This window comes from Pedobacter sp. (genome assembly GCF_037719805.1).
Lineage (GTDB): Bacteria > Bacteroidota > Bacteroidia > Sphingobacteriales > Sphingobacteriaceae > Pedobacter.
Genome location: NZ_JBBJLZ010000003.1, coordinates 1 through 26,190, shown reverse-complemented (window position 1 = coordinate 26,190; position 26,190 = coordinate 1). Strand labels below are relative to the sequence as shown.

The 26,190-nt window shown below is 40.4% G+C and carries 20 protein-coding genes and 1 pseudogene; 17 read left to right on the top strand and 4 right to left on the bottom strand.

The genetic code is table 11. The features are described from left to right. Positions 1-3: 3 nt before the first annotated feature. The 3 genes from WKF66_RS09675 to WKF66_RS09665 all read right to left on the bottom strand — a co-directional run bounded on the left by WKF66_RS09675 (position 4) and on the right by WKF66_RS09665 (position 5,358). Positions 4-3,339, bottom strand: a complete 3,336-nt coding sequence (locus tag WKF66_RS09675; protein WP_489674242.1) for a TonB-dependent receptor — start codon at positions 3,337-3,339, stop codon at positions 4-6. A 159-nt stretch (positions 3,340-3,498) separates the two neighbouring features. Further along, positions 3,499-4,626: a FecR family protein gene (locus tag WKF66_RS09670; protein WP_489674241.1), complete on the bottom strand. Its 1,128-nt coding sequence runs from the start codon at positions 4,624-4,626 to the stop codon at positions 3,499-3,501. 132 nt (positions 4,627-4,758) lie between these two features. Then, on the bottom strand, positions 4,759-5,358 hold the full coding sequence (locus WKF66_RS09665) for an RNA polymerase sigma factor (RefSeq protein WP_489674240.1): 600 nt from the start codon (positions 5,356-5,358) through the stop codon (positions 4,759-4,761). A gap of 131 nt (positions 5,359-5,489) precedes the next feature. Here WKF66_RS09665 and WKF66_RS09660 point away from each other — a divergent pair. The 3 genes and pseudogenes from WKF66_RS09660 to WKF66_RS09650 all read left to right on the top strand — a co-directional run. Continuing rightward, positions 5,490-5,657 (top strand): annotated as a pseudogene (locus tag WKF66_RS09660) (TlpA family protein disulfide reductase); the annotation flags it as partial. After that, on the top strand, positions 5,645-5,812 hold the full coding sequence (locus tag WKF66_RS09655; RefSeq protein ID WP_489674239.1) for a peroxiredoxin family protein: 168 nt from the start codon (positions 5,645-5,647) through the stop codon (positions 5,810-5,812). The pseudogene WKF66_RS09660 and the gene WKF66_RS09655, both read left to right, overlap by 13 nt. A 300-nt stretch (positions 5,813-6,112) precedes the next feature. Then, the gene (locus tag WKF66_RS09650) at positions 6,113-7,033 is read left to right on the top strand and encodes a VOC family protein (protein WP_489674238.1); all 921 of its coding nucleotides are present in this window, start codon (positions 6,113-6,115) and stop codon (positions 7,031-7,033) included. A gap of 170 nt (positions 7,034-7,203) precedes the next feature. Here the strand turns inward: WKF66_RS09650 and WKF66_RS09645 are convergent, their stop codons facing one another. Next, positions 7,204-8,082 (bottom strand): helix-turn-helix domain-containing protein, encoded by an 879-nt coding sequence (locus tag WKF66_RS09645; RefSeq protein ID WP_489674237.1) that lies wholly within the window; start codon positions 8,080-8,082, stop codon positions 7,204-7,206. 200 nt (positions 8,083-8,282) lie between these two features. Here WKF66_RS09645 and WKF66_RS09640 point away from each other — a divergent pair, with 200 nt between their 5' ends. The 14 genes from WKF66_RS09640 to WKF66_RS09575 form a co-directional block, all read left to right on the top strand. Beyond that, on the top strand, positions 8,283-8,858 hold the full coding sequence (locus WKF66_RS09640) for an RNA polymerase sigma factor (protein ID WP_489674236.1): 576 nt from the start codon (positions 8,283-8,285) through the stop codon (positions 8,856-8,858). A gap of 91 nt (positions 8,859-8,949) precedes the next feature. Next, complete coding sequence (locus tag WKF66_RS09635) at positions 8,950-10,131, top strand: FecR family protein (RefSeq protein WP_489674235.1); 1,182 nt, start codon at positions 8,950-8,952, stop codon at positions 10,129-10,131. Between the two features lie 288 nt (positions 10,132-10,419). Next, the gene (locus tag WKF66_RS09630) at positions 10,420-13,965 is read left to right on the top strand and encodes a SusC/RagA family TonB-linked outer membrane protein (protein WP_489674234.1); all 3,546 of its coding nucleotides are present in this window, start codon (positions 10,420-10,422) and stop codon (positions 13,963-13,965) included. A gap of 18 nt (positions 13,966-13,983) precedes the next feature. Continuing rightward, a complete protein-coding gene (locus WKF66_RS09625; protein WP_489674233.1) occupies positions 13,984-15,372 on the top strand; it encodes a RagB/SusD family nutrient uptake outer membrane protein in 1,389 nt (462 codons plus the stop codon). A 7-nt stretch (positions 15,373-15,379) separates the two neighbouring features. Further along, entirely contained in the window at positions 15,380-16,507 is a 1,128-nt protein-coding gene (locus tag WKF66_RS09620) for a redoxin domain-containing protein (protein ID WP_489674232.1), read from the top strand. Continuing rightward, positions 16,504-18,975: a zinc-dependent metalloprotease gene (locus WKF66_RS09615; protein WP_489674231.1), complete on the top strand. Its 2,472-nt coding sequence runs from the start codon at positions 16,504-16,506 to the stop codon at positions 18,973-18,975. Before WKF66_RS09620 ends, WKF66_RS09615 begins: the two co-directional genes overlap by 4 nt. A 112-nt stretch (positions 18,976-19,087) precedes the next feature. Beyond that, complete coding sequence (locus tag WKF66_RS09610) at positions 19,088-19,774, top strand: helix-turn-helix domain-containing protein (RefSeq protein WP_489674230.1); 687 nt, start codon at positions 19,088-19,090, stop codon at positions 19,772-19,774. Positions 19,775-19,982: 208 nt separating this feature from the next. Further along, on the top strand, positions 19,983-20,792 hold the full coding sequence (locus WKF66_RS09605; RefSeq protein WP_489674229.1) for an AraC family transcriptional regulator: 810 nt from the start codon (positions 19,983-19,985) through the stop codon (positions 20,790-20,792). Between the two features lie 55 nt (positions 20,793-20,847). Continuing rightward, entirely contained in the window at positions 20,848-22,041 is a 1,194-nt protein-coding gene (locus tag WKF66_RS09600; RefSeq protein WP_489674228.1) for an FAD-dependent monooxygenase, read from the top strand. 111 nt (positions 22,042-22,152) lie between these two features. Next, positions 22,153-23,076: an alpha/beta hydrolase family protein gene (locus WKF66_RS09595; protein ID WP_489674227.1), complete on the top strand. Its 924-nt coding sequence runs from the start codon at positions 22,153-22,155 to the stop codon at positions 23,074-23,076. Positions 23,077-23,172: 96 nt separating this feature from the next. Continuing rightward, positions 23,173-23,388, top strand: coding sequence for a hypothetical protein (locus WKF66_RS09590; protein WP_489674226.1), 216 nt, complete (start codon positions 23,173-23,175; stop codon positions 23,386-23,388). 299 nt (positions 23,389-23,687) lie between these two features. Then, positions 23,688-23,969, top strand: coding sequence for a LytR/AlgR family response regulator transcription factor (locus WKF66_RS09585; RefSeq protein ID WP_489674225.1), 282 nt, complete (start codon positions 23,688-23,690; stop codon positions 23,967-23,969). Positions 23,970-24,106: 137 nt separating this feature from the next. After that, positions 24,107-24,472: a BlaI/MecI/CopY family transcriptional regulator gene (locus tag WKF66_RS09580; protein ID WP_489674224.1), complete on the top strand. Its 366-nt coding sequence runs from the start codon at positions 24,107-24,109 to the stop codon at positions 24,470-24,472. A gap of 1 nt (position 24,473) precedes the next feature. Continuing rightward, positions 24,474-26,190, top strand: a 1,717-nt coding sequence (locus WKF66_RS09575; RefSeq protein WP_489674223.1) for a M56 family metallopeptidase, incomplete at its 3' end; no start/stop codon positions are given.

Sequence of the window (26,190 nt, the reverse complement as noted above, 5' to 3'; positions counted from 1 at the left end):
TTTCTAAAACGTTGTGTTAATGCCAGCACTAAAGATTTTTGTTTGCGGATAAGATGAGTTACTAATCTGAAAATTTGCCCTTTCAGGGTCCACATTTCGGTTTGTATTAGTTATGGTAAATAGATTTTGCGCTGCAACGTAGACTCTCATTCTGCTAATCTTGGCTTTTTTAAGCAGACCTGCAGGGAGGGTATATCCAAGTTCCATATTCTTTACTCTTAAATATGAAGAGTTGTCCAACCAGAAAGAACTTGATATAATAGCTTCGGCACCAGCAGTTTTAACGATTGGCCAGTCTCCGTTCGGGTTTCGTTCAGCGTTATATGACCTCTCCCACCAATCTCGCCAAAAATTGTTTTGAGCACCTGCACCAGGAATATTCCCGTAATCATAAGTGTAGATCTCCTTTCCGGCAACGCCCTGTAATAGGAATGTGAAATCAAATCCTTTAAGGTCTGCTCCTCCACTGAAGCCAAAAGTATATGGGGTTGTTGCCTGACCGATTATAGCACGGTCATCGCCATTTATTACACCATCATTATTAAGGTCCTTGAATTTAAGCGACCCTACAATTACATCCGATGTAAAGCGAGGGTATTTATTGTCCATGTCCTGTTGTGTATATAGGCCATCTACCACATATCCGAACCAGGAATTTATCGATGCTCCTTCCTGAATGATCGTCAGTGCATTTGAGGTTGGATCACCATTGATCACCCGCTGACCGTTAAGTTTCTCAACATTATTTTTGTTGTAAGCAAAATTCCCAGCCAGGCGATAATTGAGCTTCCCCACTTGATCATGGAACTCCATATTCAGCTCGACGCCTTTATTTGAGACTTTACCTATATTCTGGTATGCTGATGTTACAGACCCAAACGATTGCGGTAACGGTAGTTGAAAGAGAATACCATCGGTAATGCGATTATAGGCATCCACATTAACAAATAGTCTATTTTTAAAAAGGCCAAGGTCAAGTCCAACATTAGTTGTAGTTGTCTGTTCCCATGTAATCTGTGGGTTTCCAAGATTCGTTATAGATCCTGCGGTCTGCAAAGAACCTCCGATCGTGTAGTACTGGCTAAGGTTGATACTCTGTTGGTAGGTATAGTTACCGATTCTGTCATTTCCTAATCTACCAATACCTGCCCTGACTTTAAGGAATGAGACCACTGGTTCAATAGGCTTGAAAAATGGTTCTTTGGAGATCAACCAACCCAATGAAGCTGAAGGACTGTACCTGTACTCGCCATTGAACCTTGAAGAACCATCGGCCCTAAAGTTCGCCTCAAATAGATATTTATCTTCATAATCGTAATTAACACGGCCGAACAACGATTGAAGAGACCAATCCTGCTGGTTACCCCCAACCGAGAAATTAGCACTAGCGTTATCAAGTTGTTGAAGATCATTACTGGGAAGCTTTTGTCCGGTCGCTCGGATTAGGGTCTGCTTGTAGCTTAATATCTCGTGGCCTAATAGCGCACTAAGCGAATGCTTTCCTTGAAGTTGACCGCTATAACTTAACGTAGACTGCCATTGCGTCTGAATATTATTTGCAACTTGATTGGAAAGATTAGAAACTTCGTTTACAAAAGATGGTTGGCCAAAAGGATTATTGTAAGAATAAGTTGGGTTAAAACTGTCGTTCTTGGTGTTTCCATAAGAATAAGTAAACGCTGATCTGGCAGAAAGTCCTTTTGCTAATTTGACCTCCAGCGATGGCTGCGCATTTAGTTTCATCTCATTGAGTTTTACGTACCCGATCATAGTATTTAACAGCGGATTTTGGACAAGCTTGTTCCCAGTTACATAGGCATTATATACTGCATATTCGCCGTTCAAGTAGGTAACTGGCATATTAGGAACCCGGAGCGCATCCCTTAAGAGCGCTCTCATGCCCCGAAAAGGTTGGGAGGCATTTCTAGAAAAACCCCATAAATTTAAACCAATCTTTATCCCATCTTTAACCTGACTCTGAATATTTGTCCTAAGGGTATAGCGGTTTCCGTCAGTGCCTTTAAGTATTCCTGTTTGCTCAAGTATACCTCCTGAAAGCTCATAAGTAGTGTTTTTAGACTTTCCATTAAAGGAAAGGTTATAATTCTGCATGGGAGCGGTTCGGAAAATGATGTCGTGCCATCGGGTGTTAGCTATATTGTCACTGATCAGACCATTCTTGGCGCTGTCAATCACAGCTGGCGAGTATCGCTTGGATGCCGAGGCCCCATTTTGGAATTCCATGTATTGCCATGCCTCAACAAGATCAGGTAGGTGAAGTGCTTGTTGAAGTGAGGCATTAGCAGAAAAATTGATATTCACTCCTTCTTTAGTAGGCATTTTGGTGGTTACCAGAATGACACCGTTTGCACCACGTGAACCGTAAATGGCGGCAGATGAAGCATCTTTCAATACGGTTACATTAGAAATTTCCTGCGGGGAAAGGTTACCCATATCATTTAGCGTTGCTTGTACACCATCTATAATGACCAGCGGTGTAGCATCGTTCAAGGTGCCTAATCCCCGTATATTTACGTCAGCCTGATCGTATCCTGGCTGCGCGCCACCCTGGATAACTGATACTCCAGGCAAACGACCAGCTAGTATATTAACAGTATTGGACTGAGGCACATTTTCTATGTCCTTAAAGTTTACTGTTGCAACTGCTCCCGTAAGATTCGCTTTCTTTTGAACTCCATAACCTACTGTTACGATAACCTCTTCTAGTTCTTTTGAAGCTTCTTTTAAGCTTATAGTTATTTTGGTACGACCATTCATCTTGATTTCCTGCGTCTGGTAACCGATATAAGAAACTACAAGAACTGCATCTTCAGGGCCATACTCTAAAATAAACTTTCCATTGGTATCAGTCATTGTTGATAAGGTACTGCCTTTAACCTTAACACTAGCCCCTCGGACAGGGCCACCATTTTCATCCATAACCTGGCCTTCAACGTTTAATCTTGCCCGGACTTCTCTTTTAAGGCTTATCACTACTATGTTATCGATTATGCTGTAGGTTAGTGGCTGGTTTTTGAAAACTAACGAAAGTGCCTTATCCAAAGTGACATTTTCTACGTCAATGTCTACAGGGCGTGACGTTTTTAAAATCAAGTTATCATAGAAAAACGTGCTCCCGCTCTGCGCTTTTATTATAACTAGTACCTCGCTTAACGATTTATTTTTTTGATGTAGTGTGATCCTTTGTGCGAGTGCTGATCCGGAAACCTGGATACAGAACGCTACTATAAACAAAATGGTTACTTTCATCACCATAAATAATTTTTGGTAGGATTTCTTTTTCTTAGCGTAGTCTTTCCTACGTTCGTTGATTTGCATACTTTTGCATTGTTTGGTAAAATAATAGTGCTTGTCAATAAGTGTCTATCTGGTTGCCCAACTTTTAGGCTACTGGTGTTACGAGCATCAGTGGCTTTTTTGTCACAACCGTTTTGGTCAGTTATGTTTTCATGTCAGTTTTGGCTTTAAGGTGAAAAATTATGGCTGTATTATTAATTTCTTGTCGTTAATTTTAAAATGTACCCCGCTGCTCTCAAGTATTTTCAACACACTTGATAACTTAAGACTTCTGCTGATTTCTCCAACAAACTCATGCTTGCCGATCACACCCGTATAGACAATTTCAACATCATACCAACGCGATAGTTGACGGAGAAGCACGGGGAGATCAGTATGGTCACAAGAGAAGTTTCCATTTTTCCAGGCTATAACCGACTGTAGGTTAGACTGCTTCTTAACTAACATCTTATTGGCAGAAAGTATAGATTGTTGTCCTGGAATTAGTACCCGGCTGCCATACTTTGAGGCTACCCTTACACTACCCTCAATTAATGTGGTTTTCGTTTCTTGTTCGTCATTATAGGCATTGATGTTAAAATGAGTACCCAACACAGTTACTGTCTGATGTTCGGTCTCTACAATAAATGGTCGGTTGGGATTTTTAGCGACCTCAAAGTACACCTCTCCAGAAACTCTTACTTTTCGCTGTTTGCTACTGAAAACAGTTGGAAATGTTACTGAGGAAGATGCATTTATCCAAGCCCTGGTCCCATCAGGGAGCTCTAATTGATACTGGCCGCCTCTGGGAGTACTAAGTGTATTTATTGTTGAGTTAAGGACAACTATTGGATCCTTTTTCTCACTTGTGTTTACGATTAACTTTCCGCCGTCAACCTTAACGATATGGCCATTTCCACCGTTAGAATTATTTCCGTTCGCAGTTACACCCAATTTGATAGTTGTTCCATTAGCTAAGGCAAGAATCGCCCTGTTGCTTCCAGGCATCGCATCACCTATTAGTACTTTTGCATGTGACCGTTTGCTTTGTGGATGGTGGAGATTAAGGTAAATTGGTAAGGATAGAGCAATGATTATTGTGGCTGCAGCAACATATCGCAGCCAGGCTGGAAATGTCAATCTGACTTTCCTAATCTTCTCAGCCGTTACTTCTCGTTCGTTTTTATCTTCATTATCAGTTGTCGCGTCAAGTAAAAGCAAGTCCAACTTATTCTCACTCATCAAGTGAGAGAAAAGCGTTAGTTCTTCATTCGAACATTTTCCTGAGAGATACCGGTTCACAAGTTGTTTGTAGTATTCTTCATCCATAATTTGATGGCTTTAAATACTAAGAGTGAAGAATGGACTTCAAGGGTAGCAGAAAAAAATAATTATTTTGGAATGACTTGTTTTAGCCAAACCGCAAATGGTACTAAAACCTTGAGGATAAGCCTGAAACTGTTAATACATTGTGCTAGTGATTCCAGCGAGTAACAGGGTAAGTGATATTCCCAATTCTTTTTCGCTGACTCTTCTGAGTACTTTCATTGAATGAACCATATGGTTTTTTACCGCGTTACGGGAAATACCCATTTTTTGGGAAACTTCTTCATACGATTTTCCTTCTTCCCGGCAAAGCAAAAATATTTCTTTCGTGCGCTCCGGAAGCGTAGCCAATATTCTTCTAACAAACGACAAATATTCCTTGGAAAGAAGATCTTCTTCGGTAGAACTACGAAAAGAAATAAAACTTTTAAAGATGTCTTTGGTAGTGGTCTGATCCCGAAAAGCCAGTTTAAGAGTTGTCAACGCATGGTTCCTGGCGATTGTATAAAGGTAGGCTTTGAAGATTCTTACCTCACATAACTGGCCCCGATTTATCCAAATTTTAGTAAACACTTCCTGAGTCGCGTCCTCGCTAATTTGGGGATTTTTAAGAATTCTTAATAGAAAAGCGTAGATGTCATTCGAATACCTATCATATAGTATTGTGAAAGCAGAAGAATCATTATCCTCAAGCAAATGCTGTAATTCGGTATCCGAAAGTATAGATTGACCCATATAATGGAAGTTTGCAAAAGCAAAGAAAGACCTCAACTATTACCTTAGTGTTAAGGAGATATAATCAAGTTAGCATCCTCAAGATGAGACCTACGCCCTAGACAGAAAGCACCATCTAGGATTTTGCTGGCAAGGTTATCTACATTGATTTCTGGGGCGCATTCTGCGGTCCTTGCATTGCAGATATCCGTGAAGATGGCAAGAAAGTTCATGATAAGTATCAAAGCAAAGACGTAGTCTTTCTTAACATCTATGTAGATGAAAAGGCGATAGATGGAAGAATAAAATGGAATATTTAGAGATGACCGGTGTAAACCTGGTAGCGGAAGGATGGACATTAAATGAGGTTTGTAAAGCTTATAACGTCAATGCGGTACCACACTACATCCTTATTGGCAAAGATGGTAAGATTACCCATAAGTATAACCATCATTTCAAACGAAAGAAATATTGACAGCCTAGGATCTTTTATGACACCAATATCAATAGCCTTTTACACCTTTTTGATTATAAAACAATCATCTGATTGAGGTAATTATTGTAAAAATTGTCACAGTCCACGTTAGAATAGCGTATTCGGAACCAGAATACCCGACAAGTGAACTTAACCGGGACGGGCAGTAATGCAGACCTTTGCTATACCAATTGCCGATGCCCTCTACATATGCTTGAGATGAGTAAGAACACCCAACTTTGAAGCGGGCAGGCAGAGAAAGGACTTATTTAAAAAAATTTCACTATTAATTATATTATTATGAACTCAAAAATCACCAACGATAGTCGGACTCACGCGGAGCGCGCATTTCGGCTCCACCTTGAATTATTTACTAATCACAATATGACCGCAGAAGCATATGGTAATCTGATTACAGAGGACGTGGTGCACGAGTACCCGTATGCACCTGTTCCGTTCGCTAATCGGGTAGAGGGGCGCGCCGCGGTTACGGCACACCTTGTAAACGTAACCCGGCTTGCTTCCAACTGGAACTTTACGGACATAACTTTTTCGGCCACGTCTGACCCTAATACAATATTTGTAGAGTTCGAAGGCGGTGGCTTAGTAACGGCAACCGGTAAGGCCTACCACCAGGTATACAGCGCCCGCCTGACCATGCGAGGCGAACAAATAGCCCATTACCGGGAATTTTTTAATCCAAATCAGATTCTCGAAGCCTTCTTCCCCAGCCCATCCGAAGAAAAAATAGTTAAGGAGCATACAGTATCAAACCGCCTTGATTATTTCCATCATGTTGGTATCACTGTGCGCGACCTGGAAGCGACGATCACCTGGTATGAAAAACATCTCGGCTTCAAGCGATTGACTGATTTTGGCTTTCCAGGAGCCAGCGTGGCGTTTATCGGTCGTGGCGATCTCAGGCTTGAGTTCTTTCAAATAGAGAATGCAACGCCGATGGAGGATGGACGGAAAGAGGCTGAATCAAATCTAAGCTTCGGAGGAATCAATCACTTCGCCATTTTTGTGGATGACCTCGATGGTACTCTCATAGATTTGAAGTCCAAGGGAGTTGAGCAAGCATTTACGCTTAACGTTGTACCTGATGGAAGCGGAGACCGCTATACGTTCATTAGAGACAATGAAGACATGCTGATCGAGTTGTATCAGCCCGGATCGAAGTCTAGTTTGAGGCTACAGTCGTCGATGGATTCGATTTGATCTATCTAAAAATTACTACCTCGCTAATTGTTTAAGGAGTAATATTTCAACTCCGTTGCCGCTCATTTTGTCCACGACTTCTTCGCGCACCTAGCTTAACTAGGTGCGCGATGGGTTCCAGGGCAGGGCGCACTGCTGTCTCTATACTACCTATTTATCGAAATATTGATTTACAAGGGCCTCTGCTGTTTATAGGCTAGTGGGGTCTGTCCAGTCTGACGCCGAAAGAATTTACCGAAGGCTGACGCATCGCTGAAGCCCAATTCTTCGGCGACCTGCATAATGCTGCGGTTGGTCTGCCAAAGCAGGTGTTGAGCTTCACGTAACATTTGGCTGTCAATCCATTCCCCTGCCGTCCTCCCTGTGTCCGCTTTCAAAGTTTCGCTCAAATACTTACTGGTAACGAAAAGTAAACTAGCGTAGTCGGCTACTCGGCGACGATTCGGGTCAGGCTGCGCTACTAGCTGCTGGAAACGTGCAACCAAGTCCACCCGGCGGGTTGGGGCTATTGTTGGTGTCATGCGCTCGTAACTGTCAGCGGCTATGAGCAGTAGGATGGCGACGTAGCTGCGCACAATGTCGGCCTGGTAGTGGCTTGGCCGCTTAAGGGTTTGCCGGACCTGCTCCAGCAATTGGCTTACTTGGGCAGTTTCAGAGGATGATAGAGGCAGAACCCGCGTGGCTTGGGCATGAAAGAAGGGAAGTTGCCTTAATCGCGTCGGATCCGTATAAGGGGCTGAGAAAAAGGTTTCGGTAAAAAACAAGGCTTCGGTGTGATAGTCGGCCGACTGCTGCTGCCAGTGGCGTAGCACTTCTGGCCCCAGAAGTATTAGGGAGCCAGGTGCCACTTGGTAGTGCTCCCGGTTTGCTTTTAACACTACGGTGCCCGCCCAGCATAGGCCCACGGCGTAGAACGTGGTGCGGTAGGGAATATTAGTTAATTGCCGACTTGGTGGACTCACCATTAGGTGATAGTCTATCAAAGGAGCCTGAGACATAGGACCCGTCAGGAGTTCGGCAATGGCAACCTTAGGAATTGTGTCAGGCATAAAGTATTACTTGAATCAAATAAATTGCGTTTTCACCATAAATCTAAGATTTTTGGTGAAATATTAATAGTGCCTTAAATGTTAGTATATAGATTTAAGTATGCATGTGAAACTTTGCTTTTCTAATATCATAGCTTTATCGCTAGTATATTTTGTAAATATTATCTTTGATATACGCAGGAATGAGTGGATGCATATCAATGGATAGGTTTAGTTTAGAAAAAAATACGGATGATAGACTTTTGGAGCTAATCAAGATTGATGATGAACCTGCCTTTGCCGAAATATATAATCGATATTGGAAGAAGGTACTTACTGTTGCTATTCACAAAACCTCAGATGTAGTCGAAGCAGAAAACATTGTGCAAGATATCTTCCAGTCATTATGGCAGCGCCGAAATGATTTGCAAATTCATACTAGTTTAGATAACTACCTGATGGTGTCAACCAAATATCGGGTTATCAAGTTCCTGAATCGTCAAAGACAGCAAAGATTATTCGAATCGTCAGGACTTTTAAACATTGACATACTTGATGATTCCACCCAAGAGTACTTAGCTTTTGAGGAATTAAAGGGAAGGCTGGAAGTATTAGTAGCTCAATTGCCCCAAACATGCCAACTAGTTTATCGCTTAAACAAAGAAGAGGGCAAAAGTTATAAGGAGATAGCAGAAACAATGGGAATTTCAGAAAAAGCTGTTGATGGCCATTTAAGTCGCGCTAAAAAAAAGCTACGAAGCCGCTTAGACTCTGATTTAAATAGTTTTTTTCTATAAAGGCTGTTTAAAAATCCAGTATAAAAGAATTATTACTGTTTTTTTGAGGAGTTTAGCGCTTTCAAGGTACTTATAGTTAAAGACTACCTTGATGAAAGATAACTCACAGCAATATAAATTGCAGGAGTACGCGAATAAATGGTTAAAGGGAGAGATCACAGATGCTGAGATGATGGAATTCAACCAATGGTTTCTCCAAGGTTTAGAGATGCCGTATGAAATTCCCGAAAACATTGCTATTTCAGAGAAAGAGCATAAAGAAAAACTCTGGCGGCTGATCATTGCAAACCAACAGACATTCTCTTCTAACATTGCGGAACACCCGTCGCGCAATAAAATTAAATTTCCGCTTTGGTCACGCATTGCATCTATTGCAGCAGTAGTCTTATTGACCCTCTGTACAGGAATTTGGCTTATTAAAGAAAACGGAAAAAATAAATTAGACATCACAACTGCTGATTTGCCACCTGGCAAAAATGGAGCTACACTAACTCTTGCTAATGGTAAAAAAATCATTATTAGCAATGGAAAAGCGGACACACTTGCTAAAAATACTGAAGTTACGATAACAAAAACTGCTGACGGTCAAATCATTTACAATGCGACCAACACTCCTAATCCAGGCATAAATTCTATTAATACACTGGAAACATCTAAAGGTGAACAAACTAAAATTAACCTTCCAGACGGAACAGTGGTTTTTCTAAATGCAGCATCTAGCTTAAAATTTCCAACCTCTTTCAAGAATTTTAACGCACGTACAGTTGAACTTTCCGGTGAAGGGTACTTCTATGTTCACAAAGATGCAAATCACCCCTTTATTGTCAAAACCCGGTATCAGGAAGTAAAAGTACTAGGCACAGAATTTAATGTGAGCAGTTATAGCGATGATTCTGCGGTACGTACTACACTTATGGAGGGCTCTGTGCTCGTAAGTGGAAACAATAATCTTTCCCGTATACTTAAACCTAATCAGCAGGCTGTAAATACAGGAAGAGAAATGAAAATTTTTGATGTGGAAGCACAGTTATTGGTTGATTGGAAACAAGGCTTCTTTATGTTTAACCAAGAAAGCCTTGAGCAACTTATGAAACGTATCTCTCGCTGGTATAATGTAGAAGTGCAGTTTGATAACCCATCTATGAAAAAAGAATTGATATCTGGAACCATCAGTAAATATGAAAAGTTGTCCAGCCTGATCAAAGTATTACAACGCAGTGGCATTGCCACTCTTGAACTTCAAGGAAACGTATTAATTATAAAGGACAAATAAAACGAGCGAACCACTTTTTAAAAGCAAATCAACTAAAACCAGACAACATGAACCAACACAAATTAGGACCGTAGGTTATAGGCTATGTAATGCCATAAGAAAGGCCTCGACCGTGAATCGAAGCCTTCTCATCTGCATTTAGATTCCATGTAAATGATTTCTTAATTAAGGGCTTTGTCGTGCTTAACATCAGACAATCCCATAAAAAACAGACTATTTCAAATGTATAAAAATTATACTTCTTTTCGTCGTATGCAATCTCGCTACGTCTCTAAACTACTGTTGATTATGAAAATAACAGTTTTTATTATGTTTTTCGCTCTTCTACAAGTTAGTGCCTTAACATTTGGACAAGCACTTAGTCTTCAAGAAAAAAATGTTTCTATAGCCAAAATATTCTATGAAATCCGTAAGCAAACAGGTTACGATATACTTCATAGAAGTGATAAGCTCAATACCAGTGCTATCATTAATGCAAATTTCAGCAACACCCCTGTACGCAACGTTCTTGATCAAGTGCTTAAAGGAAGTGAATTGGAATATGTGATTGAAAACCACACCATATTTATCCGGGAAAAACAAAAGTCGCTACTAGATAAATTAGTAGACCGCTTTCTGGAAATAAGTGTAACAGGCAAAATTGTTGACGCAGAAACCGGAAACCCCTTGGCTGGGGCTAACGTTATGGTCAAAGGAAAGAAGAAATCTGCAACTTCAAGAGCCGATGGGACATTTGTACTCGATGATGTCTCTGAAGATGCCACGTTGTTAATTAGTTATGTAGGATACAAGAATCGAGAACTCCCTGCAAACAGCAACCTAAGTAATATCCGAATGGAATTACAAACGGGAGAGCTTGAAGAAGTTGGAATTACCGTAAATACGGGATACCAACGCATTCTGCCACAACAACTAACTGGGGCCGTTTCTCAAATTGGCACCAAAGCCTACGAATCGCGTATAAGTACCGATTTCCTTAGTGGTCTGCAAAACAGGTTGTCAGGTGTGCTTATAAATAATGATGTACAATTCCAGGGAAACAACTTATTTCAAGTTCGGGGAATAGCAACTATGACAGGAAATCCAAGACCACTGATTGTTTTAGATGGATATCCTACCGAACTATCCCTAAACGATATCAATCCTAATGAAATTAAAAATGTAACCGTACTTAAAGATGCAGCAGCGGCAGCCATATATGGTGTTCGCGCATCCAATGGTGTAATTATTATCGACCGTAAGAAAGGGGTAGCTGGGGAGCCGCAATTAGCTTTCAGAAGCACAGTCAGTATAAGGCCACATGATAATTATAGCAGATTCCGTTTTGATAAGGACGGAAATATCGGACTGAATTATTTTCGTACGCGCTGGCAGGACGGAAACATTGGGACATTTGCAAATTATAGAAATTCAGAGTTGACTGGTGCCCAACCCTACTTAACCGGCACCTCATCAGATGCTGCTGTTAATTTATTGATAGATAAATCACTTGGCAGGCTTACTCAGCAGGAACTAGATGCTGGCTTTGCAGAGCTTGCATCATACAACAACGCCGAGGATTATGAGAGGTATTTTTTGCGGGATGCTGTTACTCAGCAATATAATCTTAACGTTTCTGGAGGGAATGATAAAGCTCTTTATTATATCACAGGAAACTACCTGGCAAACAGCCTTAATCAGCGCAATAATGACAATCATAAGTTCCAGCTTTCAGGCCGTTCCAACGTAACATTAAGTAAGCGACTATCTTTAGAATTGCTTACTGATTATAACGAGACTATAGGTAATACATCGCCGATTCCTGACATCCGTAATATCTATTCTGATGAGCGCTTCGCCGACGCCGATGGTAACGCTTTGCCTATTGTATCTGGTTCTGCAAGGGCAGGTAGCAGGTTTACAACCGCCACCCAGGCCGTTGGATTTCTAGATCAACGGATGCGCCCGCTTGATGAAATGAACGAAGTAAATACCAGAGACCGTATAGCTGATTTGAGGTTCTCCACTAATTTGAGATATAAAATTGGAGATGGTCTTGATTTTATGTTAGGGGGTATTTATGAAAATTCAAATTCAGGCCAACGTCGCTTCGCTACAGAGAATTCTTCTTTAACCAAAACACTCATCAATAGATTTATACAACCAGGATCAGCGACCACCACGGCAACCTACAACCTGCCAAGAGGAGGATATCTACAAGAAGCGGAATCCTTACTCCGTAGCTTTACTACCCGCGCCCAACTTACTTATAATAAACGACTAGCAGAAAACCACTCGCTTAATGCTATAATAGGTACGGAGGTCAGGCAAACTGTAAGTCAAGGTTCCAGATCAGCGACTTTTGGTTACAATGATCAGACTTTACTTCAACAGTCTACCGATTATAACCGACTCTTCAATTCCGGCACAACTTTCAATAGTAACTACCTTTATAACTCTTCATCGGTAGTGTTGGGTTATAATGATCTATTTGCACAACTATATAATGACGACCGTTTTCTATCCGGTTACGTAAATGCAGTATATGCCTTTAAAAATCGGTATTCCCTAACTGGTAGCATACGAATAGATCAATCTAATTTATTTGGCACAGATCCTAAGTACCGTTACAAACCACTATGGTCACTTGGAGCAGCTTGGAATTTAGACAGGGAAGCCTTTATGAAGAACGCTGATTGGGTTGATGCCTTGAAACTGCGTATAGCAAAAGGCTTTAATGGCAATATATCTAAAGCTAGCTTACCACAAGTAATCGCCCTATATACACAGAACAATGTGACCCTACCTGCTTACTCTTCGCTTACCATCTCTTCACCTGCAAATAGCGGCTTACGCTGGGAGCAGACTGATAATTTCAATGTTGGATTAGATTTTACGCTGCTTAGAAATATATCTGGAAACATAGATTATTATAACAAAGTAAGTACAGACGTGCTAGGTAATCTAGATGTAGATCCATTTAAAGGAGTGAGTCCTGCCCTGGTTAATCAGGCAAGTATTCGAAACCGTGGAATGGAATTTACTCTTAATGCAGACTGGCTTCGCAAGGCTAGATTTAATTGGAACACGGGACTGGTTGTTTCCTATAACAAAGGTAAAGTGCTAGAGGCCTATGTGCCTAAACCCAGCATTCCGCAATTTAGTCAGCAGGCCTTACCTACTGTGTCATCTCAAGCGGTACTAACAGCTGCTTCAGGAGGCTATATGAAAGGGGAACCGGTAGGCAATATATTTACTTATCGCTATGCTGGAGTGAATGCAGCAGGAACTGCATTATATTATGACAGTCAGGGGAATAAAACAATTTTAACTAGCCTGATTGATGAGGGTTACGGTTCCCTGGACAGCAGGGGAACAACAATTCCAGCGACGAATATCGGAATCAGCAACCGTTTTGATATCGGTAATTTCTACCTGTATTGCATGGTCAACTACTACGGAAACTTTGTGGTGAGAACCCCACTTCCAAACCCTGCAGCCGCAAGACCTATTGATGGTGCGGGTGACTATTGGAAAATTGCTGGAGATGAAACTACTGTAGGATTACCTTCTGCCAATTACATTGCAGCATCAGGTAACGCATACCTGGCCAACTCAGATCGATTTGTCCTCAACGGTTCCTACCTAACACTTGGTGATGTAACAGTCTCTTACAATTTTAGGGAGTTTGAAACTTTTAAGAAAGCGGGCTTTAGCAATTTTGAGCTAAAAATGCAGGCCTCAAACTTCTATACAGTAGGCTTCAATAGTCAAAACTATAGCGTGGCAACTGGAAATTATTTAAAGAAATACATCACACCCACCTACACACTAGGGCTGTTTACTAATTTTTAATTCAATAAATAAAAAATTATGAAGAAACGATATACTGGCATTATGATCCTGATCTCATGCCTAACACTAACAGCATGCAACAAGTTCCTTGACGTTGCGCCTAAAGGCAAAACAACTTTAAATACGGTTAACGACTTTGACCTATGGCTAGGCAATCGCTTTCTTGGTGAGGTGAGTGGCATTCCTCAAATCTGCTGGATGACCGATCACGTGCAAAAGATTCCCTGGCAACCGGATGTAATTGCAGAAGGTGAACGTGCTTATATCTGGGCGGAGCAACTTACTGATGCTGATGCAAGCCCTAAGATGCTTAGTGGAGCTTATCACCATATCTATTATTTTAATACTGTATTGGAAAATATCGATGCAGCGAGTGGCGGTAGTATTGAGCAAAAAAGACAATTGAAAGCGGAAGCTTTACTGGGTCGTGCCCATGAATACTTTTACCTGATCAACCTCTACGGTAAACCCTATGATGCCAGTACGGCTGCTACTGATCTGGCAGTTCCTTTTGTTGTCTCAGCAGACATCAACACTCAGACTCCGCCGAGAGCTACAGTGAAGCAGTTATATGAATACATCATTGGCGACTTAAATGCAGCTATCATAGATCTTCCTGCAAATAATGCTGGTAACCGCTTTCGTGGTTCCGTACATGCTGCTTATAGCGTGCTTGCCCGTGTATATTTATACATGCGAAACTATAGTGAGGCCGCCAAATATGCTCAACTATCGCTGCAACGTCCGGGGGGAGCAGCTGTTACCAATTATAATGGAGTTGTTAAAGGCGTGTTCCCACGTACTACACGTCTCAACGAAATAATCTATGCCCGGGGCAGCGATCCTACTTCAGGAAGTATTGTAAATATTGCTGATTCAACCTTCATTAAATCATTTATGTCAACTGACCTCAGGCTTGCGCTGACATTTTATGAGGGTACGGCATCTCCGTTTAACTATAACACGGTTAAGCCATCGGCTGGCGTGCGTTTCTCTGCCACTGCTAATGGCTACTATGATATACCTGTAGGTACTACGGTGGCTGAGATGAAGCTAATCATCGCTGAAAATGCAATTCGTAACAATGACTTAACAGGTGCCCTAACTCAGTTGAACGAGATTAGAGTAAACCGCTTTGCCCCTGCCAACTATCAGGCCCTCATTTCAAGTAATCAAAAAGAAGTTTTTGAGTGGGTTCTCAGAGAGAGACGTTATGAGATGCCAATGAACGGTTTGCGTTGGTTTGACATGCGCAGACTTGATTACGAAGGTCTAATGCCTGAAATTAACAGAATAGATCAGTCTAAAAAAATCATTGCCACCTTAGCTCCCCATAGTCCGCGTTATACGCTTCAAATTCCATTAAACGCAACAGTCTTTAATCCTGGCATGCCCATTAATCCATAGAGAAAACATGAAAAAAATTATATTGTTAATCCTGTCGTTCGTTATGGGGTTGTCCGCAAACTCACAAGAAAAGTACAGTGTTAATGGAAGACTAACACAGATTCGTCCCAAAGATAAGATATTTCTGAGCTATTATAAGGATGGTAGCTATCATACAGATTCAGTAGTTGCTGTTAACGGTACCTTTAACTTTTCAGGCGATGTAAAAATACCGACCCGAGCAACCATTCAAATTAAAACACCTAAACCTTCAAAAAGTATAGTACCTATTCCCAGGCCATTACAAGACCTCCAGGTGTTCTTCCTCGAAAAAGGCACCATTCAAATAACTGGTGAAAACTTAAAAACAGCAAAGATAAGAGGCGGAAAAACACAGTCAGACAATGATAGATTAACAACCGAACTCAAGCCTCACACTGATCAGGCATATAGTATTTCTAATCAACTCACCTCCTTGTGGAGTAAAGGGGATACCGTTGGACGTTGGGTTTTATCTAGTCAAGCAAGAAGATTAAGTAAGACAATTGCTAATATGCAGGATAGTTTTATTAGATCTAATCCGGACTCTTACCTAAGTTTTGATCTACTTAAGTCTCAGGCTAATTACATTACAGCCAGCAAGTTCGATAGCTTATATAGCGGTTTGTCTAAAAGAATTAAAAGTGCTCCTTATGGAAAAGAGCTTGGCCAACGGCTTGCTATTGCGATAAAGACCGCACTTGGTAATCCTGCAATAGATTTTACGCAACAGACTAACAATCTAACATCTTTCACTCTCTCTTCGTTAAAAGGTAAATACGTACTCATTGATTTCTGGGCAAGCTGGTGCGGGCCGTGTCGGGCAGAAAATCCATATTTAAAAAAAGTTTATCAAAATTTTAAGGCCGACAACTTCGAAATTGTCAGTATATCCCTAGATGATAAAAAGGAACGCTGGTTGAAAGCTATAGAAGATGACGCTTTGCCGTGGATTCATGTGAGCGATCTTAAAGGTTGGAACAATGAAATAGCTATAGCTTACAGTATTCGTGCAATCCCACGCAATTTCCTGATTGACCCTAATGGTTTAATTGTCGCAAAAAACTTACGCGGAGAAGATGTAGAAAAATTGTTAAAGCAAATTTTAGACAAATGAAGATCAATACAAGAGTGCTATGTATTATCCTAAGTTTCATAGCAATACCAGTGTTCGCACAGAAAATACCTGATTCATTGTCATCTAAGACACCGATGACTTATGAAAAAGTAATTAGTGCAAAAGTAAAGAGTCACCAAGGAATGTTCGTTGTGCACCAGCAAGACGAAAACTATTACCTGGAAATTCCTGACAGTTTGCTTAACAGAGATATTTTGATGGTTAGTCGCATTGCCAAATCTTCTATCGAAGGACTAAATACTAGGTTTGCGAGTTACGCCGGTGATAAAATCAACGAGCGGGTTATAACTTTTGAAAAAGGACCCGGCAATAAGATCTTCATGAGAGGTAAAACATATTCCGTCTTATCTAATGACAGCACGGAAAATGGTATGTATCGCTCTGTCATTAGCTCATCAGTACAGTCCATATTAGCAGCGTTTCCAGTCAAAGCGTTTAACACCAGAAGCCCAGGAACCGTAATTGATATTACTTTACTACTAAATGCAGATAATGCCTTGTTTTCCTTTCCCGCATTTTACAAAAAACTACGGAACATTGGAGCTCAGCAAAACGACCGCTCTTACATCAAATCGATACGGGCCTATCCTACAAATGTAGAAATACGTGTAACAAAAACATTTGCAAGCCTTAGTGATTTTGGTAGTAGTGCGCTCAGTTACGAACTGAACAGTTCACTGGTTTTGCTCCCTAGGGTGCCTATGCAGGTACGTTATACCGATCGACGGGTCGGTTATTTTAGCACAACCTTCACAGATTTTGATACAAACCCACAAGGTGTGGAAAGGAAGAGTATCATCAACCGTTGGAGGTTAGAGCCCAAAGAAGCAGACAAGGAAAAATACTTTAAAGGGGAGTTGGTCGAACCTAAAAAGCAAATCATATTTTATATTGATCCGGCTACTCCTAAAAAATGGGTACCATACTTGATTCAAGGTGTAAATGACTGGCAATCTGCGTTTGAAAAGGCAGGATTCAAGAGGGCAATCATTGCTAAAGAAGCGCCCTTGAACGATAGCACATGGAATCTGGAAGATGCGAGCCATTCGGCCATTGTTTACAAACCATCCGAAGAACAAAATGCCTCGGGACCACACATTCATGATCCGCGTAGCGGAGAAATTCTGGAGTCACATATAAATTGGTATCACAATGTTATGCGTTTACTTCAAGGCTGGTATATGATTCAGGCAGGAGCAATTGATCCAAGGGCGGGTAAGATGACGTTTGATGATCAACTTATGGGCGAACTCATTAGGTTTGTTTCATCTCACGAGGTAGGACATACACTTGGACTTGCCCACAATTATGGATCGAGCTCAACAGTACCATCTGAAAAACTGCGGGATAAAAAATTTGTTGAGGCTTTTGGCCATACCCCTTCCATTATGGATTATGCACGCTTCAATTATGTGGCACAGCCTGAAGACCACATTAATTCTAAAGGAATTTACCCTCGTATAGGCGACTATGATTTCTGGGCTATTGAATGGGGTTACAAGCTATTAAAAGGCAAAACTGCGCTTTCAGAAGTTCCTCTTCTCGGCAAACTAACGGCAAATAAGCTAACAAACAATCGATTATGGTTTGGGCCGGAAAGTAACCGAGATGATCCCCGTTCGCAAAGTGAAGACCTGGGAGATAATGCTATGATTTCTAGTGGGTATGGAATCAAAAATCTTAAAAGGATATTAGCTAAATTACCTGACTGGACCAAGTCAGATCGAGAAGGACATGAAGATTTATCAACGATGTATGGACATATCATTAGTCAGTTCACACGTTATATGGGCCATGTAACTAAAAATATAGGAGGTGTCATGGCTACTCCAAAGTCTTCAGCACAAACGGGGACTGTTTTCCAGCGCAATCCGGCATCAAAACAAGAAGAAGCGATGGCTTTCCTTGATCAGCAACTTTTTGATACGCCGAAATGGCTGTTAAGACAAGATATATTAGACAATATAGGTCAGGACCCGATGACACTTATTGCTAAATTACAAGTTCCAGTCATCAATCGCCTGGTAAGCAACTTTACAATCAACAAACTTATTGTTGCAGAAGCTACGGATGGACAAAACTCTTATAAGATAAGCGATCTTTTTATCGATATGAATCGCTCAATGTTCAAAGAACTGAATTCAAACTCCGAAATTGATGTATATCGTCGTAACCTCCAAAAAGTTTATATAAATAAGCTGATAAGCTTGATAAATCCTCCTGCAATAGTAAAAGGCAGTGTGATTTCTGACGATATTGATCAGAATGACGAGATCGTCCAAAATGATATGACCTCGGTAGTGAAAGTCGAACTTAAGAAATTAAATATTCTCTTGAAACAGAAATCATCAGTTTTGACAGGCTTGAGTAAATACCATCTGGATGATCTCTCTGAACGCATAGAGGTTTCTTTTAATAAAAATGCGGCTTATCAAAATCGCTTATGATCAAAATTAGTAACAAGGGCTGATTAAGCTGCAGACTCATTCCCTGCGGTAAAAAGCACTTTTACTTTTTGTTAGGAAGGCAGTATTAAGCTAAGTCTATGTTTGCTCAGTTATGGAAATTCTATTAGTTTCATCAAAAAAGTTGAGAAACCAAGTCAAAAGGGGCGTGATGCCCTTTGACTGCCACAGCGTTTTAATCATACCGTCCACAATCAAGCGGGAAATTAGTGCATGGGAAAGTATCAGTAAGGTCGTAACTATAAGCGATTATGAGCTTCAACAATATCTATCCACCTTCCCAAGGCATGCGTTAGAAAGCATTTACTTAAAAAACAAGGAAGTTAGTATTAAGCTTAGCAGCGCTCAGCATCAAAACCTTTTGTCAGCTATGCAAAATAACAATTTAAGCCATTTGCTTTTGCTAGTTAATCATTATTATGGTTTACGAAATCCACAGCTAGATAGTCTTCGATGTCATATTGTAAAGCAATTGAATAAGCTAATTGATAAATATTATTCTAGTCAACCAAATATTAGATTCTACGCAAATATACTTGGCATCTCACCAACAAAACTAAATCAGATTACCCTGACAGAAAATGGCAAAGTAACTAAAGACATAATAAATCAAAAGCGCATAATTAAGGCAATTGATGAGTTGGCTAACGACCAAACAACAATTAAAGAAATTTCAAACAAGCTCGGATTTCAAAGCATAGCTCATTTCAGTGTTTGGTTCAAGCGCCATCGAAACCATTCACCCTTGCAATACAGAAGAATTGTTAAATGTAAATTGTAACACATGCTTCCCATTTAATTCAATATTTTATGTTCTAAGTGAATCTGAGAATCAGTTATTTGTCCACCTTTTGCCGTAATTTGTTGGGTAAAAAAGCTTTATCGAACATTTATCTTTGGCTTTAAGAATTAGTCAAAAATTGATGATCAAAGAGGATATACATCTATTTGAATTGGGAGCAGGCCGATATGGGTTAATATTATCCCCTATGTTAGCATCCTTTATTCCCGCAGAAGACGCAGCGATAGCTTTCGAACCTCACCGACATGGAACCCACGGCCTTTTTCTTTTAAGATCTGGTGAAATGAGTATGCTGGTGGAGGGACAGGAAGTGAACATGGGGAAGTCATCTCTTTTGCTTGTTCAACCTGGTCAGGTGCACCAATGTATTCGATCAAAAGAAATTTCTGGGTGGGTGATGTTTTTTGATGGAAAGAGTCTAGATACCAGGACACGTTCTATTACCGAGCAATCTGTTGAAAAAATTGCTTTATTTGATCTGGATAATAGTCAATTACAATTTGTTGATCAGTTGCTTCTTTCTATTTATCAGGCATCGAAAGAAAAGATAGCAGGACCTTTTCAAACTCAAATGGTGCATGCATTGATTAACGCGCTCTTTTACCAAGTGGCAAACATGCAATTATTACGTACGTTGTCTGGTGAAAACCCTCCTACGCGAGCTGCGCAAGTTGTACAGGAATTCAAAGATTTGGTTAAACTGCATTACAAAAGAATAAAACGCCCTGTAGCATATGCAGAACTGCTAAACATTTCGGTAAGTCATCTAAATGATACGGTTAAGGCGCTTACCGGCTATTCCTCTACATACCTTTTACAACAGGAAGTTATAGGTGAAGCGCAAAGGCAATTAAGATATACTACTAAAACAGGGAAAGAGATCGCATTTGATTTGGGGTATGATGATTATAAGTATTTCATCCGTTTATTTTCAAAGATTGTCGGGCATTCGCCTGCTGTTTTTAGAAAGGCTACAAAGCGCCTAAAAGTGACATAAATATTGTTCGGATTCTCCAAATAACTTTTAAGTAAAACCAACCCATTAACCAAAGATGAAAGACAAACAAATATTAGTTACAGGTGCAAGTATCGCCGGACCAACCTTGGCTTACTGGTTAAACCGTTATGGTTTTAATGTCACAGTAGTAGAACGTTCTCCTGAACTCAGATTAGGCGGGCAGAATATTGATGTTAAAGGACCGGCACAGGAAATTGCCCATAAAATGAAGATCGAGAATCTAATCTCTGAAAAGAACACGAGTGAAATTGGATTACGCTGGGTAAACATTAAGAACGAAATATTAGCTGAATTTCCAAAGGAAAGTGCACTGAGTATGACCCAGGAGTTAGAAATTCTTCGGGGTGATCTGGTTCAGATACTGTATGATCATACCAAGGGTGATGTTGAATACCGCTTTAATGAGTACGTAACTAGTCTTACCCAAACAGAAGCAAACGTGTCCGTTACATTTTCAAGTGGAAAGACTGAACAATTTGATTTGGTGATAGCTGCTGAAGGTATCGGCTCCCACACAAGACAATTGGCATTCGGCAACCAGCCTGTATTTAAATATTTAGGACTATATACTGCTTATCTGACCATACCTAAAGCGTCCACTGACAGCAATTGGGCACGTTGGTGCAATGCCGAAAATGGAATAGTCTTTTTGATCCGGCCTGATAATTATGGTGGCACCCGGGCCTCGATTACATTTACGGCAAAAGAAGATGAATTCAAAGACCTGACGATTGAGGAGCAAAGACTTGCATTGGCAGACCGTTTAAAAGGAAGCGGATGGGAATCTGATCGGTTGATCAGAGAGCTTGAGAAAGCCACAGACCTTTACTTTGATAGGGTTAGCCAAGTTAAAATCGAGAAATGGAGCGAAGGAAGAGTCGCTATAGTGGGTGATGCTGCATATTGTGCAACTCCCATTGCTGGTAAAGGCACAGACCTGGCTATGTCAGGGGCCTACATATTAGCCGGGGAATTGTCCGTTGCTAACTCTCACCAGGAGGCATTTAATGCTTATGAAAATAAGATGCGCTCGTACGTGGAAAAGTGCCAAAAGTTGCCACCCGGGATACCAAAGCTCGTTTACCCGCAGTCTAAACTTGGCGTAGGTGTATTGAATGGCTTGGTGTTTATAGCCGGCAGCAAGCCAGCTCAGTGGATTCTAAAAATCTTTAGTTCAAAGAAAAAAGTGCTCAACAAAGAAATCATCCTTCCCGATTACGAGAGTTAAGCCCTACACACTTGACTTGACAACTTGAGTTTAGCTACAAACTTCCTCAATATGGATACATCTGAAAGTCTCTAAAGACTGACATTTGTGCTATCATTTTAAACAAAGTATATGAAAAATCAAATCATTTCAATTAGTCCAATTGTATTAAAGGTTCCTGGCCGTAAGGTAGATCTAGAGGTTAAAATCACAGCGCCTGTTATCGGCGATAAACTTCCGGTTGTGTTATTTTCCCATGGCCATGGGAGGTCAAACTTCTTATCTTCATATCGAGGTTATGCTCCACTTGTTGATTTCTACGCAGCACAAGGCTTTGTAGTTGTTCAGCCAACACATCAGGATTCTAAAACATTAAATTTAGATGCCAATGGTCCCGAAGGTGCTTTATTTTGGAGATCACGTGCCGAGGATATGAAGGTTATTATAGACCTTATAGATGAAATACTCGCGGTTATACCGGGACTTAGTGCACGAGTGAATAAAAACCATTTAGCTGCAGTTGGACATTCGCTTGGAGGACATACTGTTTCAATGCTTGCCGGTATGAGCGTAATTGACCCTATAAGCAAACAGGAGATTTCGTTAGAAGAACCTCGTGTAAAAGCCTTTGTAGTTATTGGCGCCCCTGGTAATGGTGCGGATGCCGGGGCAGGTGCCTTAGAAACCTATCCTGTAATCGGAGGGACGGATTTCTCAAAAATGGAAAGAGAGGTACTTGTAGTTGCAGGAGACGGTGATAAAAACGCCTTTTTTTCAGAGAAAGAAGATTGGCGTAAAGATGCATACAATATGAGCCCTGGAAAGAAATATTTGCTTACTGTTTTCCAGAGCGGGCATATGCTTGGCGGTATTTCAGGATACGATGTCGCTGAAACTGACGATGAAAATCCTCAAAGGGTTTCTTTTGTAAGAGAAATGACAGTTGCCTATCTTCGCACATCCCTTATCGCAGAAGATAAGAGCTGGGAGAAGGCTATTGATGACTTAGTTGATAACGAAAAAGCTATGGGTAGAATAGAAAGAAAATTAGTTTAACTAGTTCATATTTAGTGGCTATGGCAAAGAAGCAAATACCTGCAATCATTTAGTTCTTTGGCTAACTTACAAAAGGTGCTGGGTTTACTAAAACCCATGCATCCTTTAATTAGTTTGATAAATGGTACAAATAACTCAAAGGCGATAAAACCTCCAGTTGGCAGACATGTTCTGGACTTCTACAAAACATCATTTAGTTCCGACCTGAAGGCAAAAATAAAATACGGACAAGAATATTACGACTTCAATGAGGGGGGAATGCTCTCTACCCCACCCCATCAGATTATAGGCGATGGCGAAAGCATTAATTAATGCCGCTCCTTATTATATAATGCTTATCCATCCCGATTTCTTCCTTGGTTAACCCATTATTTCAAAAGTAAATCAATATGGTTTTTTTCCTATTCAGTTAACGAAGTACTGCATCTTTCAGAGAAAGAAAAGAAGTGAACCTAAGGAAAGTGGCGATCAGTTCAGGGATGCTGATCGGCAGCGCTTGTTTGATATACTGGCTTCTTAAAGGCTTTCAGCTCCCTGAAACGAGGCTTCAAGTGCAGGAAATAAACCAGGTTACGAAGAGTACGCTTTATTTGTAAAGTTGGACTGACTGGGTGCAAATAAAGTTTAGTGATTTGGTTTATGCCAAAGCGGAAGATAATTATGTGGACTTGCATGAAACAGGTAAACATACCCTTACACGTATTACATTGACCGACTTGCAGACTAAACTCCCAACAGATCAGTTTTTATATGTTCATAAGTCGTTCATAATTTCCCAGCAGAAAATTGAACGGATTGAGAAACGCCAGGTAATTTTAGCGGGAAATAAAATTCCTTTATCTAAATTATATAGAAATCAGCTCCTACAAAACCTTGGAGAGAATCATATATAGCATGAGAATTTGCTTTTAGTATCGTGTCTCAAAAAATCTTGTATACATTTCTATAACTCGTATACGAGATATCAACCTAATTCAAATAAACTGAAGATTCAGTTGTTAAACTGAAAATTAAGTTATAGCTTTAAGTTATGGAAGAATTAACTAAAGCAGAAGAGCGAATCATGCAAATTATCTGGACATTGCAAAAGGCATTCGTAAAGGATATCATAGCAGAAATTGATGAGGAGCCTAAACCACCCTACAATACGATTTCATCTATTGTCAGGTTACTTGAAAAAAAGGGATATGTTTCTTATAAAGCTTACGGTAAAACGTATGAGTATTTCCCTGCCATTAGCAAAGAGGAATATACAAAGACCAGCTTCTCTAAATTATTTAGTGGCTATTTTGACAACTCCCCTTCTAGCCTGCTTTCCTTCATGGTAAAGGAAAGAACCCTAACCCAAAAGGACATAAACGAACTTCAAATGCTCATCGATAAAAACAAAGGATAATATGGAATGGCTCATCTATCTTTCTAAAGTAAGCGCATGTCTTGCTTTATTTTATGCTTTTTATTTCTTCTTTTTGCAACGCCTTACCTTCTTTAACGCCAATCGCTATTATCTACTGGCTACTTTGATTATAAGTGCAATAATACCTTCGTTGGACCTGCAGATACAGGTTTCAGCGGATGAGCGCAAAAGTCGCCAGACTGAAGTTGGTATACCTGCTAATGGTGAAAAAATAGATCAAGTTACTATGAGCCATGCCGAACCTACGTCAATAAAGAAAGAAGTTGCAGACAATGAGTTTCCATGGAGACAGCGAATTGTTCAGGCATATTGGCTGGTAGCTGCTGGTATGTTCGCAATGTTCTTATTTCAATTGTCGAGAATACTATGGTACACACGTCATGTAGATCAAAGGATAGGCCGACTGAGAATTGTTTATAAGCACCAAGGTTTTACCAATTGCTCGTTCTTTAATTATGTATTTTTGGACCAAAAAGGCATGACTGAGGAGGAAATTTCTCAGGTCCTTAAGCATGAGTTGGTACATGTGTCTGGTGCCCATTCTATCGACAGGATTATTAGTGGTTTGTTTAAGATTATCTTATGGTTTAATCCATTAGTATATCTTTATGATCATGCCTTAGAACAGGTACACGAGTATGAAGCTGATAGGCAGACTTCTTCTGAGACCGGAAACACTTTGTATGCAAAACTATTGCTCTCCATAGCGGTCAAGAATAACCATACGTTGGTACATAGCTTCTCAAAAGGTCAACTTAAAAAAAGGATTACGATGCTTTTCAGTGATAAATCTAAAGGCCAAAAAAGACTCAATTATTTTGTTGCCCTACCCCTTGTGGTAGTGCTTGGCTGGTCATTTGGCATTCAGATCGTTTATGCGAAACCGATTGAAATAGCTACCACACTGCCATCTGCCGATACGCGCGCCGATGATATTAAACCGGAAGTTACTCAGTCTCCTAATATGCTGAAGAAAGACGAGGTGATCGCTTCAAAATCACAATCGGACAGCCTATTGATGATTGACTATGGAGTCCTGGGAGAAAAGCCGGAAGTGCTCATAGATGGCAAGATATATCCTTATGATATATTATACCGGATCAGTCCCCGTTGCATTATCTCGCAAAGTTCTCTTGATGGTAAATTAGTGCTTAATACACTCGACAAAAAAATTGAGTACGCTACAAAAATTGATAGGGAGAATAAGAGAACACAGAACATAGCTAAGGCAATCGAAAAATTCTACGCGCGGTATACCTTAAAGAATCAGGATGGCAGTAAATATGATGAGGTGATGTTTAGAACGGATAGAGCAGGTTCTGGTGGCACTGTGACTCTCAAGAAGGGTTCAAAAGTTTTATTCACTATTGATGACAAATCATATCCAGAAGATAAGCTAGGTAGCATTAGTATAGATACGTACAAAGACTATAATATAGAGTTATTATCTGGAATTGTTTTAAGTGCAGAGGAAGTTGCTAAGTATGGAACTGGGTATAATGCGATTGTTAAGCTTTCAAAAAGGATGGCCAACAAGACAGAAACCAAAATTTCTGAGCCAGAAGTAACTTATATAGCTGATTCTGTAGCTCTTGATCAAGCAAATCAGATAGTGACATTGTTCGGAAAACGGTCAAAGCTCGTATTTGGTTATTATACAATTAAAGCAGGACAAATCACTTATAATTCGAAAACAC

Excerpts from the sequence above, each read along its gene's own strand:
- WKF66_RS09675 (WP_489674242.1), bottom strand. The coding sequence starts at position 3,339 with ATGCAAATCAACGAACGTAGGAAAGACTACGCTAAGAAAAAGAAATCC.
- WKF66_RS09670 (WP_489674241.1), bottom strand. The coding sequence starts at position 4,626 with ATGGATGAAGAATACTACAAACAACTTGTGAACCGGTATCTCTCAGGA.
- WKF66_RS09665 (WP_489674240.1), bottom strand. The coding sequence starts at position 5,358 with ATGGGTCAATCTATACTTTCGGATACCGAATTACAGCATTTGCTTGAG.
- WKF66_RS09655 (WP_489674239.1), top strand. The coding sequence starts at position 5,645 with ATGGAATATTTAGAGATGACCGGTGTAAACCTGGTAGCGGAAGGATGG.
- WKF66_RS09650 (WP_489674238.1), top strand. The coding sequence starts at position 6,113 with ATGAACTCAAAAATCACCAACGATAGTCGGACTCACGCGGAGCGCGCA.
- WKF66_RS09645 (WP_489674237.1), bottom strand. The coding sequence starts at position 8,082 with ATGCCTGACACAATTCCTAAGGTTGCCATTGCCGAACTCCTGACGGGT.
- WKF66_RS09640 (WP_489674236.1), top strand. The coding sequence starts at position 8,283 with ATGGATAGGTTTAGTTTAGAAAAAAATACGGATGATAGACTTTTGGAG.
- WKF66_RS09635 (WP_489674235.1), top strand. The coding sequence starts at position 8,950 with ATGAAAGATAACTCACAGCAATATAAATTGCAGGAGTACGCGAATAAA.
- WKF66_RS09630 (WP_489674234.1), top strand. The coding sequence starts at position 10,420 with ATGAAAATAACAGTTTTTATTATGTTTTTCGCTCTTCTACAAGTTAGT.
- WKF66_RS09625 (WP_489674233.1), top strand. The coding sequence starts at position 13,984 with ATGAAGAAACGATATACTGGCATTATGATCCTGATCTCATGCCTAACA.
- WKF66_RS09620 (WP_489674232.1), top strand. The coding sequence starts at position 15,380 with ATGAAAAAAATTATATTGTTAATCCTGTCGTTCGTTATGGGGTTGTCC.
- WKF66_RS09615 (WP_489674231.1), top strand. The coding sequence starts at position 16,504 with ATGAAGATCAATACAAGAGTGCTATGTATTATCCTAAGTTTCATAGCA.
- WKF66_RS09610 (WP_489674230.1), top strand. The coding sequence starts at position 19,088 with ATGGAAATTCTATTAGTTTCATCAAAAAAGTTGAGAAACCAAGTCAAA.
- WKF66_RS09605 (WP_489674229.1), top strand. The coding sequence starts at position 19,983 with ATGTTAGCATCCTTTATTCCCGCAGAAGACGCAGCGATAGCTTTCGAA.
- WKF66_RS09600 (WP_489674228.1), top strand. The coding sequence starts at position 20,848 with ATGAAAGACAAACAAATATTAGTTACAGGTGCAAGTATCGCCGGACCA.
- WKF66_RS09595 (WP_489674227.1), top strand. The coding sequence starts at position 22,153 with ATGAAAAATCAAATCATTTCAATTAGTCCAATTGTATTAAAGGTTCCT.
- WKF66_RS09590 (WP_489674226.1), top strand. The coding sequence starts at position 23,173 with ATGCATCCTTTAATTAGTTTGATAAATGGTACAAATAACTCAAAGGCG.
- WKF66_RS09580 (WP_489674224.1), top strand. The coding sequence starts at position 24,107 with ATGGAAGAATTAACTAAAGCAGAAGAGCGAATCATGCAAATTATCTGG.